General features: G+C 42.2%; 14 protein-coding genes. 10 read left to right on the top strand and 4 right to left on the bottom strand.

Going from position 1 to position 18,971, the window contains the following annotated elements:
- Nucleotides 1-46 precede the first annotated feature (46 nt).
- Nucleotides 47-2,437, bottom strand: coding sequence for an alpha-ketoacid dehydrogenase subunit alpha/beta (locus ACLOAU_RS18885; protein ID WP_427863472.1), 2,391 nt, complete (start codon nt 2,435-2,437; stop codon nt 47-49).
- Nucleotides 2,438-2,655: 218 nt separating this feature from the next.
- Between ACLOAU_RS18885 and ACLOAU_RS18880 the strand changes: the two genes are divergently transcribed.
- Together ACLOAU_RS18880 and ACLOAU_RS18875 are read left to right on the top strand one after the other, a co-directional pair.
- Nucleotides 2,656-3,069 (top strand): DUF1573 domain-containing protein, encoded by a 414-nt coding sequence (locus ACLOAU_RS18880; protein WP_427863471.1) that lies wholly within the window; start codon nt 2,656-2,658, stop codon nt 3,067-3,069.
- 79 nt (nt 3,070-3,148) lie between these two features.
- Nucleotides 3,149-4,351 (top strand): pyridoxal phosphate-dependent aminotransferase, encoded by a 1,203-nt coding sequence (locus ACLOAU_RS18875; protein ID WP_427863470.1) that lies wholly within the window; start codon nt 3,149-3,151, stop codon nt 4,349-4,351.
- On the opposite strand, the gene ACLOAU_RS18870 is transcribed toward ACLOAU_RS18875, so the two are convergent.
- Entirely contained in the window at nt 4,344-4,922 is a 579-nt protein-coding gene (locus tag ACLOAU_RS18870) for a GNAT family N-acetyltransferase (RefSeq protein ID WP_427863469.1), read from the bottom strand. The two genes, ACLOAU_RS18875 and ACLOAU_RS18870, sit on opposite strands and share 8 nt — an antisense overlap.
- A 147-nt stretch (nt 4,923-5,069) precedes the next feature.
- On the opposite strand from ACLOAU_RS18870, the gene ACLOAU_RS18865 reads away from it, so the two are divergent.
- The 8 genes from ACLOAU_RS18865 (at nt 5,070) to ACLOAU_RS18830 (ending at nt 16,631) form a co-directional block, all read left to right on the top strand.
- Nucleotides 5,070-6,383 (top strand): ammonium transporter, encoded by a 1,314-nt coding sequence (locus ACLOAU_RS18865; RefSeq protein WP_427863468.1) that lies wholly within the window; start codon nt 5,070-5,072, stop codon nt 6,381-6,383.
- A 149-nt stretch (nt 6,384-6,532) separates the two neighbouring features.
- Nucleotides 6,533-9,592, top strand: a complete 3,060-nt coding sequence (locus ACLOAU_RS18860) for an amidohydrolase family protein (RefSeq protein ID WP_427863467.1) — start codon at nt 6,533-6,535, stop codon at nt 9,590-9,592.
- 3 nt (nt 9,593-9,595) lie between these two features.
- Nucleotides 9,596-10,894, top strand: coding sequence for an amidohydrolase family protein (locus ACLOAU_RS18855; RefSeq protein ID WP_427863466.1), 1,299 nt, complete (start codon nt 9,596-9,598; stop codon nt 10,892-10,894).
- A gap of 104 nt (nt 10,895-10,998) precedes the next feature.
- Nucleotides 10,999-11,622: a TetR/AcrR family transcriptional regulator gene (locus tag ACLOAU_RS18850; protein ID WP_427863465.1), complete on the top strand. Its 624-nt coding sequence runs from the start codon at nt 10,999-11,001 to the stop codon at nt 11,620-11,622.
- Nucleotides 11,606-12,940: a TolC family protein gene (locus tag ACLOAU_RS18845; protein ID WP_427863464.1), complete on the top strand. Its 1,335-nt coding sequence runs from the start codon at nt 11,606-11,608 to the stop codon at nt 12,938-12,940. The genes ACLOAU_RS18850 and ACLOAU_RS18845 overlap by 17 nt, the downstream gene beginning before the upstream one ends.
- Before the next feature lie 18 nt (nt 12,941-12,958).
- Nucleotides 12,959-14,083: an HlyD family secretion protein gene (locus ACLOAU_RS18840; RefSeq protein WP_427863463.1), complete on the top strand. Its 1,125-nt coding sequence runs from the start codon at nt 12,959-12,961 to the stop codon at nt 14,081-14,083.
- Between the two features lie 228 nt (nt 14,084-14,311).
- Nucleotides 14,312-15,895 (top strand): DHA2 family efflux MFS transporter permease subunit, encoded by a 1,584-nt coding sequence (locus ACLOAU_RS18835; RefSeq protein WP_427863462.1) that lies wholly within the window; start codon nt 14,312-14,314, stop codon nt 15,893-15,895.
- Nucleotides 15,896-15,953: 58 nt separating this feature from the next.
- Nucleotides 15,954-16,631, top strand: a complete 678-nt coding sequence (locus tag ACLOAU_RS18830; RefSeq protein ID WP_427863461.1) for a YdcF family protein — start codon at nt 15,954-15,956, stop codon at nt 16,629-16,631.
- Nucleotides 16,632-16,635: 4 nt separating this feature from the next.
- Here ACLOAU_RS18830 and ACLOAU_RS18825 read toward each other — a convergent pair whose 3' ends face one another.
- A complete protein-coding gene (locus ACLOAU_RS18825) occupies nt 16,636-17,553 on the bottom strand; it encodes a porin family protein (RefSeq protein ID WP_427863460.1) in 918 nt (305 codons plus the stop codon).
- Between the two features lie 23 nt (nt 17,554-17,576).
- Complete coding sequence (locus ACLOAU_RS18820) at nt 17,577-18,851, bottom strand: sterol desaturase family protein (RefSeq protein ID WP_427863459.1); 1,275 nt, start codon at nt 18,849-18,851, stop codon at nt 17,577-17,579.
- Nucleotides 18,852-18,971: the final 120 nt, after the last annotated feature.

The following is an 18,971-nucleotide window of genomic DNA, read 5'->3' as shown; positions in this document are numbered from 1 at the left end:
AAGCCAGGCATTGCCTGGCTTTTATAATGTGTAGAAGTGTAGCACACTACTCCTTCATCATTTCTATTAAAGTTGCAGCAACCTCTTCAGCGTTAGGTTTGCTGAAGTAATCGCCGTCACTGCCGTAAGCCGGGCGATGTTCTTTTGCAGTGATCGTTCTTGGCGCTACATCAAGGTACCTGTATCCGCCCTGCTCTTCCATTACTTTATTAAACATAAATCCTGCGGCTCCTCCTGGTACGTCTTCGTCAACGAATAAAATACGATTTGTTTTCTTTAATGATTCAAGGATCAGGTGGTTCAGATCGAAGGGGAGAAGTGTTTGCACATCTATCAGCTCGCAGCTTACACCAAGTGGTTCTACCAGTTTCATAGCCTGCTGCACAATACGGATGGTAGATCCATAGCTCACTATGGTGATATCTGTTCCTTCTTTAAGGATCTCCGGAATACCTAATGGAACATTGATGTCGCTGAGGTTTTCGGGTAGCTTTTCCTTTAAGCGATAACCGTTCAGGCTTTCAATAACAATAGCGGGGCTATTACTTTTTAATAAGGTGTTGTACATACCTGCGGCCTGTACAAAGTTTCGGGGAACACAAACATACATGCCCCGCACGGCGTTAATGATCATTCCCATAGGAGAGCCACTATGCCAGATGCCTTCAAGCCTGTGCCCCCTCGTTCTTACAATGATAGGACAACTTTGTTTACCACCACTCCTGTAAAACAGGGACGCCACGTCATCAGTGAGGGGTTGGAGCCCGTATACCAGGTAATCTAAATACTGTATCTCTGCAATAGGTCTTAAGCCCCTTAAGGCAAGGCCCACACCTTTGCCCATGATCGTTAATTCCCTGATCCCGGTATCGAAGATCCTTTCACTGCCATACTTCTTTTGCAAACCGGCAAAACCCTGGTTTACATCGCCTATCTGGCCAAGGTCCTCTCCAAAAGCTATCACTTTGGGATTGCTTTGGAAAACACTGTCAAAATACCGGTTAATGATCTGGTACCCGTTAAGGCTGGGTGACGATTCATTATAAACCGGTGCCACAGGCGCTACTTTTAATGCGCTTTTGGGGCCATCGTCATATAGCAGGCTGTTATAAATAGCTGCACTATCTTTTTGAAGTTCTTTATAATAATCTAAAGCCTCGTTGGTAGCTTTATCTCCGCAAAGCAATAATGCTTTATATACGCTTTGCAGGTTGCTCTTGCGAAGCGGTTCACGTAACGATCTCAGATCTTTTGATATTTTCCTGAGCTCTTCCTCATGTTCCAGGTTATCGGGAATAAGCGCCTCTACTATTTCGCTGCTTTTTTGTGTGAGCTCTTTCAAAGGGGTCTGGTATTCTTTCCAGGCCTTATCTTTGGCTTCTTTTACATTGTTCCTGGCGTCGTTTTCAATTCTTCTCAAAGTCGGTTCATCTGCCAGCGCATTTTCCACTATCCAGGCTTTCATTTTTACCAGGCAGTCTCGTTCTTTTTCCCACTCCAGGCGATCACGGGTTTTATAACGCTCGTGGCTGCCGGAGGTACTGTGTCCCTGGGGTTGTGTGAGTTCTTCTATATGAAAGATAACCGGAGTATGGGTTTCCCTGGCCAGGCTGATGCCTTCGTTAAACACCTCAACCATGCTCATATAATCCCAGCCTTTTAGTGCAGCAATATAAAAGCCATTCGTACCTTCTTCTTTTTCAAAACCTTTTAACGCTTTGGATATAGATCCTTTGGTGGTTTGATACTCCCTTGGCACCGAAATGCCATAACCGTCGTCCCAAACGAAAATTACCAGTGGTACCTGAAGAACACCTGCTGCATTCACTGCCTCCCAAAAGTGTCCTTCGCTGGTAGATGCATCTCCTATGGTGCAAAAACAAACTTCATTACCATTATCCGATAAGTGTTTGAATTGTTTTAGCTCATCAATATCCCTGAATAATTTAGAAGCCAGGGCAAGACCAACAGCACGGGGCATCTGAGATGCAGTTGACGACATATCTGTACCGGTATTCTTGATCTCTACAAGGTTGGCCCATTCGCCATCGGGTAGCGTGTTACGGCTGGTATAGTGGCAGTTCATCTGGCGTCCGTGACTAAACGGCTCACGTTGAGGATCCGGATCGGCATATAGCTGCGCAAAATATTGGTTAGGGTTCGATTCTCCAATAGCAAACATCATCGTTTGATCACGATAATAACCACTTCTCCAGTCACCCGGTTGAAAAAACTTAGCGGCAGCTACCTGTGCTACCTCCTTGCCATCTCCAAAAATGCCAAATTTGGCTTTCCCTGTAAGTACTTCTTTTCGGGACAGTAAACTGGTCTCTCTGCTTAAACATGCGATATAATAATCGTGCAAAACTCCGTCTTTAAATTTCTCAAAAGACAGCATTTCGTTTTGCTCTGCAAATCCGGAGTTAAGTATATCCATTCGACAAAAATAGGTGAGAAGCTTTAATATGTGAATATAACGAATTAATAAGCATTTTAGTGTGACGGTTATGTGTACAAAATATGTACAATCCTATGCTTTTTGCTTATATAAGGGCCCCGAAGAGCAGTAAAATGTTTTAATGCAACTTTAGCACAGCTAATTCCATCTTTTTAAATACTTTTGTAATCCAATTTAGTAACAACGAAATTTTTTGTATGAAGAAAATCAGTTTGATCCTTTCCTTACTATTTGTAATGTCTATTAATTGGGCGGGTGCACAGTCTGCCAGCGTAAAAACTGCGGCAACAGGCGCTGATGCAGCTATTACCATGGTAAAGGAGAAATACGATATCGGTAAAGTTACACAGGGGAGTCCTGTTACTTTTTATATGGAGTTTGTAAATCAAACTAAAAAGCCGTTAGTAGTAAAAAATGTAATGGCCGGTTGTGGTTGCACAGTGCCTGAAAAGCCAACAGAGCCGATCATGCCTGGCAAAACAGGGAAAATAAAAGTTTCTTATAGTGCGCCTAGCGCTGGACCTGTAAATAAAGACGTAGAGATTTACCTGGCCGGTTACAACGAGCCTAAAATCGTATACTTTACTGGCGAAGTGGTTGCAAAAAAATAAAAAGTTTTCATCAAAATCTTTTTAAACCCCTTCAGAATTGAAGGGGTTTAATTTTAAATATAAACTAACAAATAGTAGTATGCTTACAGTATCGAGACGTGGTGTTGAAATGCCTGCTTCGCCTATCAGGAAGTTGGTTCCTTATGCGGATGCAGCAAAGAAAAGGGGGATTAAAGTCTATCATCTGAATATCGGCCAACCCGATGTGGAAACTCCTCCGGCCATTATGGATGCGGTAAGGAACGTTAAGATGCCGATTTTAGAATATAGCCATAGTGCGGGTAACGAAAGCTATAGGAGAAAACTAACCGAATATTACGCGAAAGCAGGTATACAGGTTAGTAAAGACGAAATACTGGTTACAGCTGGTGGCAGCGAAGCGATAATGTTTGCATTTTTTGCATGCCTCGATGCAGGCGATGAGGTCATTATTCCCGAACCGCTTTATGCGAATTACCTGGGTTTTGCCTGCCAGACAAGCGTGAAGGTAGTGCCTATAAGGTCGGCTATCGAAACCGGGTTTGAATTGCCGCCGCTGAGCGAATTCGAAAAAGCAATTACCCCCCGCACAAAAGCTATTTTAATATGTAACCCTAATAATCCAACCGGTTACTTATATAGCAGAGATGAAATGCTTGCAATTGGTGACATCTGCAAAAAAAATAATCTTTACCTGTTTAGTGACGAGGCTTACCGTGAATTTTGTTATAGTGAAGAACCACATACCAGTGTAATGCACCTGCCAGGTTTGGAAGATAATGCCATTTTAATCGACACCATCAGTAAAAGGTACAGTGCATGTGGCGCCCGCATTGGTGCATTGGTAACAAAAAATAAGAAAGTGTACGACCTGGCCATCAAACTGGCGCAAACCAGGTTAAGCCCACCCGGCCTGGAGCAGATTTTAGGAGAAGCAGCGGTTGATTTGCCGGATAACTTTTTTGATGAACCAAGGGCTGAATATTTGAGGCGCAGGGATTTACTGGTAAGCCGGCTTAACCAGATAGAAGGAGTGTACTGCCCTAACCCGGGCGGGGCATTTTACGCAATGGCGCAACTGCCCATTGACGATTGTAATAAGTTTTGCCAGTGGTTGCTGGAAGAGTTTTCTTATAATGGCCAGTCGGTAATGCTGGCGCCTGCAACAGGGTTTTATGTAACACCAGGCCTTGGTATCAACGAGGTGAGATTGGCTTATGTTATTAACCTGGAAGCAATTCAAAATGCGATGGAATGCCTCGAGGTGGCATTAAAAGTTTACCCGGGCAGAACTATTAAGTAGAGTATTTTTTTAATATATTGTCTACAGCTGAATTGTCAAGCTGTGGAAATGGTATAGGCGCTGACGGAATAGAGTTATCGGGTTCCGTCAGCGTTAATTGCCACCAACCTACATCGCACCATTTGCCGGCTTTATAACCAACATTTTCATAGGTGGCAAACCATGTAAAGCCCATTCTCTCGTGAAAGCCAACACTTTGCGGATTGGGAGCCGTAATTACTGCATAAACTTTATAGAGTCCCTGTAACCGAAGCAGGTCAAATAGTGCTTCATATAGTTTAGCGGCTATCCCTTTTTTTTGATGGTCGCCATGCACATAAACCGAGCATTCTACCACCCATTGATAGGCAACCCGCTCCCTGTAAGCCGATGCATAAGCATAACCTAGTACCACTCCGTCTTCCTCCATCACCAGCCAGGGATATCTTTCCGTATAATGTGCAATTCGTTTTTCAAAGTCCTCTACCTCAGGTACTTGGGTTTCAAAGGTTACAAATCCGTCCTGTATAAAAGGAGCATAAATATCTCTGATTGCGCCCGCATGGATGGACTCGGCTATTTTAATAATCATATTATAAATAATTATATTTGAAAATAATTGTCAATAATGCAATTTATTTTGATGTTAAATATATAATTTTGGAATTGTAGCAACTAATATTAACTGTTTATTTATTTATTATTATTTTTTATCACATTAAATTTTTTCATTATGCACATGACCAAAAAACTAGCTATTGTTCCTTTTCTTCTGCTCGTGTTAGTTACTGTTCTAAGTCTTTTCCTGGGGCATAATCCTGTGGAAAGTCCAACTGATCCTGCAATAGATACCGGGGACACAGCTTGGCTTCTCACTTCCGCAGCATTGGTATTGATAATGACACCGGGTCTGGCCTTTTTCTACGGGGGCATGGTGAGAAAAAAGAATGTGATCTCGACAATGTTACAAAGTTTTATTTGCATGGCAATAGTGTCAGTGATATGGGTGGTTTTTGGCTTTAGCCTTGCATTTGGTGAAGACATTGGCGGCGTTATCGGTAACCCATCCACCTTTATGTTTATGAACGGTGTACTAGATGGTAAACCATGGTCATTGGCGCCAACTGTTCCTTTGGCAGTTTTTGCCTTTTTTCAGTTGAAATTTGCCATTATTACTCCGGCTCTTGTAACGGGTGCTTTTTCTGAAAGGGTACGTTTTACCTCTTATATCTTATTTATTTGTTTGTTTTTCATTTTCATCTATGCACCGTTGGCACACATGACCTGGCATCCTGATGGACTTTTGTTCAACCTGGGTGTACTGGATTTTGCAGGAGGAACGGTGGTTCACATGAGTGCTGGCGTGGCTGCTTTGGCTAGTGCAATCTATTTACGTAAGAGAAGCGACCAGGAAATGAAGCCCGCCCGTATTACTTATGTATTATTAGGTACAGGTTTACTTTGGTTTGGCTGGTTCGGCTTTAATGGTGGATCTGCAATGGGAGCGAATAATTTGGCGGCTATTGCTTTGGCTACAACAGCCGTAGCTTCAGGCGCTGCTGCTTTTGCATGGATCATTTTCGATGCATTAAGAGGTAAAAAGCCTTCAGCAATGGGTACCAGCATTGGTGCGGTTGTTGGATTGGTTGCCATTACTCCGGCAGCTGGCTTTGTAAGCCTGCCTCATGCTTTGGTGATTGGTGTTGTTGCGTCTTTGATTAGCAACTTAATGGTAGAATGGAGAACCAGAACAAGTATTGATGATACATTGGATGTATTTCCCTGCCACGGTGTTGGTGGCCTGGTAGGTATGATCCTTACCGGCGTATTCGCAAGCCCTGGCATTAATTCGGCAGTGGCAGACAAAGGTTTATTCTTTGGCGAAACAAAACTGTTCACTACCCACGTGTTGGTAGCCCTGGCAGTTTTAGTTGGCGTATTCATTATGTCTATGATCATTTTAAAAATAACAGACCTGGTTACTCCATTACGTGTAAGTGAAGAAGAAGAAGCTGAAGGTTTAGATGTTAGCCAGCTGGGAGAAACTTTGTAAGTATTTTTTGAGGTTACATATAAAGAGTGCAAACGGGTCAAACTGTTTGCGCTTTTTTTGTGTAGCAACTGAAGCAGTTGTCCGTTATTTCTTTTTCAGCGACGGGTCTTTTGGTTTTATTTTATTATTTTTCATAAAAATTAATGCTAATGAAGAAATGGCTTTTAGGGGCCGGCCTCCTATTGGGTTTAGCAGAGCTTAGCGCACAGGTTACTTATCCTATAAACGGTATTGCAGATGAACGCAGCCGATCCTATGCCTTCACTAATGCTACTATTATTAAGAACAGCAGCACTTCATTGTCTAATGGTACGTTGATCATAAAGGATGGTAAAATAGTATCCGTAGGTACAGCTTCCATCCCGGAAGGAGCCGTTGTTATTGATTGTAAAGGACAGTTTATCTATCCTTCATTCGTGGATATTTATAGTGACTATGGTATCGCCATTCCACAAAGAGCCGGTGGAGAAGGATCTTTTTTTGGTCCTCAGCAGTTATCTACCAATACCAAAGGTCCGTTCAACTGGAACCAGGCCATCAAAAGTGAAGTAAATGGTTACGATCTTTTTACTACAGATGCCAAGAAGGGAGAGACCTTGCGGGAACAGGGTTTTGGCGCAGTAGTATCTCATCAAAAAGACGGTATTGCCAGGGGCACCGGTGTGGCAGCTGTATTATCTGATCGCAGAGAAAACCTGAATATCTTAAAAGATAGAACTGCAGCATTTTACTCCTTTAGCAAAGGAACCTCTACGCAATCTTATCCAACTTCGATGATGGGGAGTGTGGCATTACTCAGGCAAACCTTTATAGATGCCGACTGGTATGCAAAAAATAAACCTGCCAGGGAGGGGGTTAATAAATCATTGGAAGCCTGGAATGCCAATAAAGTATTACCACAGGTATTTGAAGCAGGTGATAAATGGGGTGATCTGCGCGCCGATAGAATTGGAGATGAGTTTGGAATACAGTTTATTATTAAAGCAGGTGATAATGAATATCAGCGCATCAAAGAAATAGCGGCTACTAAAGCTGCTTATATCCTGTCGCTGAATTATCCTGAAACACAGAATGTGGAAGACCCCATGGATGCCCGGTTTGTTTCGGTGAGTGATATGGCACATTGGGAGCTGGCACCGGGCAACGCCGCTGCTTTTGAAAAAGCGGGTATTCCATTTGTGATTACCGCATCCGATCTGAAAGATATAAAAAGCTTCTGGCCTTCTCTTAGGAAAGCCATTGCTTATGGGTTAACGCCTAAAGCTGCATTGGCTGCTTTAACAACAGTGCCGGCTTCACTTATGAAAATAGATGATCAGGTAGGCAGTATTGAAGCCGGAAAAGTGGCTAATTTTTTAATTACAACAGGGGATATTTTTTCTGAAAAGACAAGCATTGTAGAGAATTGGGTGAGCGGGGAACGTTATGATGTAAAAGCCAAAGCGAGCAAAGAGCAGGCAGGACAGTATAAATTGTCTATAACAGGTGCAACAGGCGTTACTGATTATATACTGGATGTTAAAAACAATAGCCAGGCCAACCTGATCGGAAAAGACACGCTTACCACCAGGTTTAAATCGGATGGCACTCTGGTCTCTGTTAATTTCTCTCTGAAGCCCTCGGGCAAGCCGTCAACGGCGGAGAAAAAGGATTCTACTTTTTCTGCTGCGCAGGCAGGATTCTTATATAGATTAAGCGGGGTAGATTATGGTAAAACCTGGCAGGGAGTAGGCTCTGATAATAACGGGCAACCAGTTACCTGGATTGCTACATGGACAAAAGAAAACTCCTTAAAAAAAGATACCGCAAAAGCGAAAACTGACAAAGGTTTGGCTAAAGTGAGCTTTCCCTTTTCACCTTATGGTAATGAGCAGGTTCCGGTTGCCGAAAATATACTGATCAAAAATGCAACGGTATGGACGAATGAAAAAGAAGGCAGGCTGGAAAATGCGGACGTATTATTGAAGGATGGAAAAATAGCCGCCGTTGGAAAAAATATTGCGGCAGCCGGCGCTAAAACTATCGACGGAACCGGTAAATTTTTAACGCCGGGTATTATTGATGAGCATTCACATATTGCTGCTTTTTCTATAAATGAAGGAGCACAATCAGTAACTTCTGAGGTGAGGGTGGGAGATAATCTAAACCCTGATGATGTGAATATATACAGGCAATTAGGCGGCGGCGTTACTACTTCCCATATATTACACGGCTCGGCAAACACCATTGGCGGTCAAACGCAATTGATCAAACTAAGGTGGGGTGCAGATGATGAAGGGCTGAAGTTTAAAGGGGCTGATCCTTTTATAAAGTTTGCTCTGGGTGAAAACGTGAAAAGGACGGCGCAATCACAGGGCAATATCCGTTTTCCTGATACCCGTATGGGTGTACAGTCTGTATTGGCAGATGCTTTTCAGCGGGCAAAAGATTATGAGGCCAAAATAAAAGCCGGTGATAAAACCGTTCGCAGGGACCTCGAACTGGATGCATTGGTAGAGATATTAAATAATAAACGATTCATTACCTGCCACAGCTATGTGCAAAGCGAAATACTGGCTTTATTATCCACGGCAGACGAATATGGTTTCAGGGTAAATACACTGACTCATATTCTCGAAGGATACAAGGTGGCCGATGCTATTAAAAAGCACGGCTCCCATGTTTCTACTTTCTCCGACTGGTGGGCTTATAAAACTGAAGTGCAGGATGCTATTCCGTTCAACGCAGCCATTATGCATAAAATGGGTTTAAATGTTTGTATCAATAGTGATGATGCCGAAATGGCCCGTCGTTTAAACCAGGAAGCAGCCAAAGTAGTAAAATATGGAGGGGTAAGTGAAGATGATGCGTTTAAGATGGTGACATTGAATCCCGCCAAAGCACTTCATATTGATAATCGTGTTGGAAGTATCAAAGTGGGCAAAGATGCGGATGTGGTATTATGGGATCAAAACCCGCTAAGTGTATATGCAAAAGCGCTGTATACAATTGTTGATGGTACAATCTATTTCGATCGTGAAAAAGACCTGGAACAAAGAAAGTATATAGGAGCTGAAAGAAACAGGCTGGTGCAGAAAATGTTAGCCGATGCCAGAGGAGGCTCGGCTACTGTTCCGGTAAAACCTACGGCCCAGGTTATTTTGCATTGCGAGGATAATGAACAGCACACGGGCATCCTGGAAATTGATTCTTACGAAGAAAAACTGTAAACTATGTTAAAGAAATTTATAATACTTGCTCTAATCATTGCTGCGGGTAATGGCTTGCAGGCACAGGATAATGTTTATCCGGCAGGACCGCAAAAGGGGACGATCATCATTAAAAATGGCAACATTTATACAACAAATGGTAATGTAATTAATAATGGTGTTATTGTAATTAAAGATGGAAAGATAGCCGAAGTGGGTTCAGCTGTACAGGAGGAAGCCGGCGCAACCCTCATAGATGCTAAAGGTAAAAACGTTTATCCCGGCCTGATATTGCCGAATACGGATCTGGGAATCAGTGAGATTGGAAGTGGTGTTCGGGGGAGTAATGATTATTTTGAACTGGGAGAATACAACCCATCTGTACGATCTGTGGTAGCTTATAATACCGATTCCAAGATCATCAATACTTTGAGGGCGAATGGTATTTTACTGGCATGTGTGGTACCCCAGGGCCGATTGGTAACAGGTACTTCTTCTATAGTGCAACTGGATGCCTGGACCTGGCAGGATGCGATTTATAAAGCAGATAATGGCCTACATATAAATATACCTCTGTTAATGCGTTCGCCGCGCAGATCTTTAAGAGGTGCAGATGCATCGGATCCTGTAAAGACCGGGATACAGACTGTCGAAGAAATTGAATCATTTTTCCTGCAGGCGCAGGCCTATTTGAAGCAAGCTAAAAAAGAAGATCATAATCTGAAATTTGAGGCTTTAAGACCTTTGTTCGAAAAAAAGCAAAAACTTTTTGTGCATGCAGATATTGCCCGCCAGATATTGGTAGCAGTAGACTTTGCAAAGAAGTTTAATATTGATGTGGTGTTAGTAGGGGGGGCGGACAGTTACCTTTTTGCAGATCTTTTAAAGCAGAATAATATGGCTGTTATTTTAAACTCAATGCACAGCCTGCCTACCATGCAGGATGATGATATTGATCAGCCATATAAAACACCAGGCATTTTACAAAAAGCGGGCGTATTGTTCGCTATTAATGATAATTCGGATAATGCACGTTATCGTAACCTGGACTTCAATGCGGGTACCGCTGCCGGTTTTGGCCTTACCAGAGAACAAGCGCTTGCAGCCATCACCATTAATCCCGCCAGGATACTGGGTATCGATCAACAAACAGGGTCAATTGAAAAGGGTAAAGATGCCAATATTATCATTTGCGAAGGCGATGTGCTCGACATGCGTACCAGCATTGTCACCGATGCATTTATACAGGGGCGTAAGATTAACCTTGACAATAAGCAGCAACAATTATACGAGCGATACAAGCATCGATACAGCATCAATTAATCGGAGAAAGAAATGTTGATTTCTGTCAACATTTCTTTTTTAATGAAATAAAAATTAAACAAATGTTTGATTAGTTTAAACGTTTGTTTAATTTTGTATTCGTAATGACAAAAAAAGAACATATACTGGAGAAGGCGGAAGCTCTTTTTTCGGAGAAAGGATTTGACGCCACGTCGGTGAGAGATATTGCAAAAGCAGCGGGGATTAATATAGCGATGATCTCCTATTATTTTGGTTCGAAGGAGAAATTAATGGAAGAGCTGTTTAAGATGCGTATGAGTGCTGGTTTGGCTTCTGTAAAAGAGATTTCAGAAAATACAGCTCTTACAACTGTTGAAAAATTAGAGAAGGCGCTTTCAGGCTATATGGACCGGGTAAAGCATAACAAATCCTTTTACAAAGTGATTTTAGCTGAACAGGCAACCAATAAAAACAAAAGTGTGATCAGGTTCATGAGCAAGTTGAAGGAGACTTATGCCAAATTCTTCGAATCGGTATTGAATGAGGGATATGCTTCTGGTGCCTTTAAAAATAGAGTGGATCCTGTTTTATTTATCACCACCATTACCGGAACTATTATGCAGTCGCTGTTGAACAAGCATTTATATGCCAGTCACTACGGCGTAAAGGTTACCGAAGAATGGATCAGGGATGTTTATTTCGAAAAAGTAAAAGAACATTTAAAAACAATTACAAGAAATATTTTAGGGTATGAATCGAACAGCTAAAGCGCTATTGCTTTTTTCAACAGCGCTATTGTCTTATGCAGATATAAACGCACAGGACAAAAGGAGCTTAACGCTCCAGGAGGCCCTCGAACTGGGCATCGCCAACAGCAAAAATCTGAAGATCGATGACGCGAAAATTATAGAAGCTACAGCGGCAATCGACGAAGCAAAGAACCGTCAATTGCCCGATCTGAAAGTTAGTGGCAGCTATTTGAGGTTAACCAATGCTAATATTAACCTTAAAACGGGTCAGCAATCATCCGGCGGAGAAGGCGAAGCGGGAGCTTCTGCGGCTCCCAAGGTAAATCAGGCCATGTATAGTATGGCGAATTTTTCGCTGCCTTTATTTGCCGGTGGCCGTATTAAATATGGTATACAATCGGCCAAATACTTATTGGAAGCTGCCAAATTGAATGCAGGAAGCGATAAAAATGAAATTGCTTACAATATCAGCCAGGCCTATGTAAATCTTTTCAAGGCTTCGCAGGTAGTACGTGTGCTGAACGAAAACCTGGTAACTTCTCAAAAGAGAGACGCAGATTTCTTGAATAAGGAAAATAACGGCATCATCGCCCGCAATGACCGTTTGAAAGCGCAACTGCAAACTTCCGATATTGAGCTGCAATTACTGGAGGCGGAGAATAATTACAATATAGCTAACATGAATATGAACTTGCTCCTGGGTTTACCTGAGCAAACGATTATTGAAGTTGATTCTTCATTTATAAATCAGCAGGTGGATGTAAAAACCTTTAGCGATTACCAGCAGCAAGCACTGCAGAACAGGAAGGATGTACAGGCTTTAGGCTTTCAGCAAAGGGCTGCGGAGCTGGCTACCAAATCTGCCAAAGCAGAAAATTTACCCACGCTGGCTCTTACCGGAGGTTATGTAGCAGCTGATATCCCTAATTTCTTAACGGTTACAAATGCGGTTAATGCGGGTGTAGGTATCCAATACAACCTGGCAAATTTATGGAAGAGCAATGCAGTTTTGAAGCAGTCCCGGGCAAGAGAAACACAGCTTACGGCTTCAAAGGAATTGTTGATGGATGGAGTAAAGCTGGAGATCAACAGGGATTATCAAAATGCATTTGTAGCTAAAAAGAAAATTGAAGTTTACGAGAAGTCTGAGCGTCAGGCAGAAGAAAATTACAGGATTACCAAGAATAAGTTTGATAATAGCCTTGTAACTATTACTGAATTGCTGGATGCAAATGTGGCTTTACTGTCTACTAAAATCAATGTTTTAAATGCCAAGGCAGATGCGGCGTTGGCCTATAGAAAATTATTAGAAACAACCGGAGTACTTTATCAATAAAATATTAATTCACTAAAGATGGCAAATAATACAGTTACAGAAGCAAACGAACAGGCACCGGCGGCGCCGGCTACAAAAAAAAGAAGCCCGATATTTTTTATTATTCTTGGTATCATGGTGGTCCTGGGAGCGTATTTTGGTATATCAGGCTATATTCATGGTCAGAGTCATGAAGAAACTGATGATGCGCAGGTAGAAGCTAATTTAAGTCCTGTTATTTCAAAAATTTCAGGCTACATAAGTGAGGTTCGCGTTCGGGATAATCAATTTGTCAATAAAGGCGATACTTTACTGATATTGGATAAAAGAGATTTAACGATGGCGCTTCAACAGGCGGAAGCAGCCCTTGGCACAGCCCGGAGTAATCTGTCTTCTGCCGAAGCCAGCACTTCAGCCACCCACCAAAATATTACTACAGCCAACGCTGCGGTTGCTACAGCTAACGCACAGATAGAAGCTGCGAAAGTAAATGTTTGGCGTACCGGGGAAGACCTTAAGAGGTATGAAAATCTGATTAAAGATCATTCTATCACACAACAACAATACGAGCAGGCATTGGCGGCTAAACAATCTGCCGATAAGCAATTGGAAATATTAGTAGCACAAAGAAACCAGGCTGCTGCGCAAACCAGTGTGGTAAAAAGCCAGGTTTCGGCCAGTTCAGAACAATCTGCTATCGCCAGGTCAAGTATCAGGCAGAAAGAGGTGGAAATAGAAAATGCAAAGCTGGATCTGAGCTACACCGTAATTGTGGCTGCTGAAAGTGGGGTGGTTTCTAAGGTGCCGGTACAGGTAGGGCAGTTTATCCAGGCGGGAGCGCAACTATTCAATGTGGTTTTAAATAACGATAAATGGGTAGTGGCTAATTTTAAAGAAACCCAGATAGCTAAAATGGTAGAAGGGCAGAAAGTATCCGTAAAGGTAGATGCATTTCCCCGGCATGAGTTTGATGCGAAGCTGACTTCCTTTTCTCCGGCAACAGGTGCGCGTTTTGCATTGCTGCCTCCGGATAATGCAAGTGGAAACTTTGTAAAAGTAGTTCAACGCCTGCCGGTAAAAATTGAGTTCACCAATAAGAACGACTCTTTGATTCAAAAATTACGTCCGGGATTGAACGTAGTAGTAGATGTACACTTGAATTAGTGAGTAGTCTGTAATGAGTGATGAACAGTCAATGGCAGATACTCATGAATGATAGATATAATATTTTATCCAGGTGAAGTTTTAGCAAGATATTAGCCCCGTACAGCTGATGCAAGTGGTAATGCTGGTGAATTGTAGGTGCGAAGTGATATTGGAAATCAGGCGACCTCGCTTAACGGATGGGGTGCGTATCGGAACCAGGTGGCAGCTGCTCAAATAATAATAAAAATGGAAGATCAAAATTCACTGGTGGAGTATGGTTTCCGCCGGTTTATAGTAACCCTCACAGCTATCGTTTGTGCGTTGCTGGAAATTGTGGATACAACAATTGTCAACGTGGCGTTGAATGATATGAAGGGAAATATGGGCGCCACCTTATCTGAAGTGGGATGGGTAATTACAGCTTATGCGATCGGTAATGTGATTATTGTTCCTATGACCAGTTGGTTATCGCAACAGTTTGGGCGAAGGAATTATTTCGCTTTTTCAATAGCATTGTTTACGGTTTGTTCCTTTCTTTGTGGTAATGCCACCAATATATGGGAACTGGTAGCATTCAGGTTTTTGCAAGGGGTAGGTGGGGGTGCCTTGCTGGTTACCTCACAAACCATTATCACCGAATCTTATCCGGCTGAAAAACGGGGTATGGCGCAGGCCATTTATGGATTAGGTGTAATTGTAGGACCCACTTTAGGTCCGCCCCTGGGTGGTTATATCGTAGACAATTTTAGCTGGCCTTATATTTTCTATATCAATATTCCTTTGGGTATTATAGCGGTGTTATTGACATTGCAATTTATTAAAAGCCCTAAATATGCAGCTAAAACCTCCACAAGGGCAATAGATTGGCTGGGTATCTTTTTACTAACCGTAACCGTGGGATCCTTACAATTCATATTGGAACGGGGGCATGAAGAAGATTGGTTTGCCAGCCCGGTTATCTCAATTTTCACCGCACTGGCGGTATTCGGTTTGTTCTTCTTTATATGGCGGGAGCTTACCTATAAAAATCCCATCGTAGAGCTAAGGGTGTTAAAAAACGGCAATCTCCGTATAGGAACAGGGATGTCGTTTATACTAGGTTTCGGTTTGTACGGATCTACCTTCATAATACCCTTGTATACGCAGAGCTTATTAGGCTGGACAGCCTTACAATCTGGTTTACTGATGATACCAGCTACCCTCGCTACGGCTTTTATGATGCCTGTTGTTGGCCGTTTAATATCAAAAGGAGTATCACAGCAATATATGGTGGCGGTAGGGCTATTCCTTTTCTTTGTATATAGCTTCTGGGGCTATAAGATCATCACTCCCGACACTGCAAAGGATAACTTTTTCTGGATGTTGATCGTTCGGGGAATAGGACTGAGTTTACTTTTTATACCTATCACAACGATGGCTTTATCAACCCTGAAGGGACAGCAGATCGGACAGGGTGCAGCCTTTACCGGTATGATGCGGCAATTAGGGGGCTCTTTTGGAGTAGCGGCTATCACTACGTTTATGAGTAATAAGAATATGTCTTATAGAAACGATCTTATTTCCAAACTTGACGTTAATAACCTCGATGTGCAGCAAAGGGTGGCGGCCTTAAAACAGGGCTTTATGGCGAAGGGGATGTCTCCGGATGTGGCTTTGAATTCTGCATATAAAGCGCTGGACTTTACCGTTACCAAGCAGGCTGCAGTGCTTTCTTATATGGACGTGTTTTTATACCTCGGTGTACTTTTTTTGATCTGTATACCTTTTATATTGATGGTTAGAAAGCGAAAAGATAAGGAAGCGATAGATATGAGTGCCGCGATGCACTAGTTGTATTAGAACTTTTCTAATTCGAACGATACATAGAAATGTGCTATTTTACATTTGTATGTATCGTTTTATATTTCTGATATTTCTTGTCGGGTTCTCTTTCTGGAGTTGTAAAACTTATGTTTATCGCGGGCGCCCGGCCAAACTTTACCGGGAAGTAGCCGATAGTAATAAGAGTTTTGACGTTGCCATTGTTCCGGGTGTTCCGTTTTATGATCGATGGGACTCCGTGATGAAAGGGCGGGTGCTCTGGGCTGATTTCCTGTATAAGAAAGGCATTATCCGCAATGTGATTTTTTCGGGAAGCGCGGTGTATTCTCCGTATTACGAAGCCCGCATTATGGGCTTATATGCCAGGGAACTGGGAATTCCCGCAGCCAATATTTTTTTTGAAACACAGGCTGAGCACAGTACCGAAAATATTTACTATTCTTATGAAATGGCCCGGAAACTGGGCTTTAAAAGCATCGCCCTGGTCACCGATCCTTTTCAATCTTTGATGATGAGCGGGTTCACAAGGCGCCGCTTTGCTACTTCCATCTGGCATGTGCCATTTATTGTGGACACGCTCAGGAAACTTAATGAGGTAGAGTTTGAAATTAACCCCTCGTCTGCCTATGAAGCTAAATTCAAATCTATAGTTGAACGGGAAAGCAAAGTGAAAAGATTTCGGGGCACCCTGGGCGCATTCATTCCCTGGGAAAACAGGAAAAGCCGAAAGGCTGATCCTTTATAAGTTTTTAAAAAGTATAAGTTGCGCTCAATCTCCAGCCGCTGCTTTTCTTAAATGCACCGTTCATTTGCGTTTCAGGGTTTGTGCCGTTTTTCAGGAACAGGCGATCGATTCCTTTTTCTGTTCTCCAATCGGAATAGGTCCAGGTTCCTTGAATAGCAATATGACTATTAAACAGGTAACCGAGTTGAGCTCTGTAGTTCCAGCCTCTGCTATTGGCCTGGTGAATGAAGCTAACCGGATGTTGAAAATCTTCCTGTATATTCCAATTGGCTACCGCATCATAGGTTCCCGGCTGAAAAGATACTTCCGGAGCAACATACAAATGAGGTGTCAGCTTTAAAATTCCATTTAGGAAGATCCGGGCGGATTGCCATTTAGTCTCGTAGGTTGTGTTTAAGTCCGGCATTGCATCGTCGCGCAAATAGAATAATTCTTTTGAATAATTAAAACCAGCCCCGGCGCTTACTTCAAAGATATTATTTTCTAATATGGAGTAGCTTAAGGCAATATCATACTGCCGCATACTGCCTTTGTGGCTGTTAAAAAGAGTGTCTCCTCTATATGGTGGTATATAGTCTGTACGATCATTACCATTATAATCTATATCTGTAGCGCTCCCCTTGAAAGTTTGCAGGCGGCTGAAGCTGGTGGTTAATAAAAACCTGCGATAGGGTTTATAAGCTGCAGCAATATGAAAACCGGCAGCATGTATAGGGTTGTAAATAAGTTCAGAGTAAATATTAGGCTCTCCATCGCTATCCGCAATACTCCATCTGAAATCGGTTTTCTGATACTCAGCACCCGCCGTTATACTTAAGTTTCCCTGAACAGGATTAGGAAAAGATTGAGCCAGCACATCATTAATAGAGCTTGCGGACAGTACTATGGTTAGGATAGCCGTAATTGTTTTTCTTAGTTTCACTTGAATAATTTACAGTAACAATATTAGTGATTTATTAGAATCCCAGCTTTTTTTAAATTTAAACAAAAATAATAGTCAACAGCTCCAGACAATAGCAGGTAAGCAACTATAATATACTTCAGATAAGCAGCTACTGAATTTAGTCCGAACCAGTCACCGGTACAAAAAATAATCAAAGAGCCACAAAACAGTTTGAACAGCCCCCAAACCCAGGCATTTGAATGATTATCCATTAATTCGGCAAAGGCATATACGTACAGGAAGATAAATAATCCGTAAATGAAAATGCCAGGCGCTCCTATGGCAGCTATGTTGCCAAATAAATAAGAAAGAAAAAGTAAAAGCATTATTAGTTGAACCCATAGCCATATCCTCATCATAGGAAACATACGGGTTTCATATTTGTTGAACCGGTACACATCAGCTATTTTATAAACAGGATATTTTTCAGCTACATCTGCAGGTCGCCAACCCGTTGGCATCAGCCATATCCTGCCTTTATCTTTCCAGTCTTGCGTATACCACGCGTCTTTTATCAATAACCACAAATGCTGGAAATTGATTTTAATCGGGTTCCAGGTTTGTACCGGCCGGGTGATACCATATACCGGTGGCTTATCGGGTAGTTCTTCCTGGAAGGTTCCAAACCACTTGTCCCAGAAGATAAAGATCTGTGAATAGTTTTTATCAAGGTACTCGGGGTTGATAGCATGATGAACACGATGGTGAGAGGGTGTTACAATAATTTTCTCCAGCAGCCCCATTTTATTAATATGAATGGTATGATACCAGAACTGGGCGAAAAGATGTAACGGAGCTACAACGGCAATTACCTTTTCGGGAACGCCCAGTAGTGCGGCCGGAAGCAGGAATACGGCAAATATTTTGATGATGCCGGAAATACTTTGTCTCAGTGCGCAGGCAAGGTTGAACTCCTCACTACTATGATGAACCAGGTGCCCATTCCAGAAAAAATTGTAGGTATGCTGTATCCGGTGTACAACATATCCCGAAAAATCCAGCGCCAGGAATGCAATAAGATAAGTGAGCCAGGTGGCTTTGACATGATAGATAGCGAGGTGTTCAACCATCCAGCCATAACCGTAAATGGCAATACTTAAACCCAGCACATCTTTGGTTACGTTGGTAACACCACTGAGCAAACTGCTGATCATATCTGCAGTTCTTACATTGTCGTTTCCTTTCCGCCAGGCATACCACTTTTCAAATAATACAAGAGCAAGAAAAGCAGGCATTGCAATCAATAATATTTTACCATAAGTTTCCATAACAAGCATAGTAAAATTATCAATCTTTTCTCAAATAAATATCATTTCATAAGAGCAAATACGCCTTTTTGCCTCCGAAATACAGCAGAAAAATCCCTGGTATTACTAGGAAAATCTTCCATCACATTA

It is taken from the genome of Paraniabella aurantiaca (assembly GCF_050309965.1).
GTDB lineage: Bacteria > Bacteroidota > Bacteroidia > Chitinophagales > Chitinophagaceae > Niabella.
This window is presented reverse-complemented; position numbering and strand designations above follow the sequence as displayed.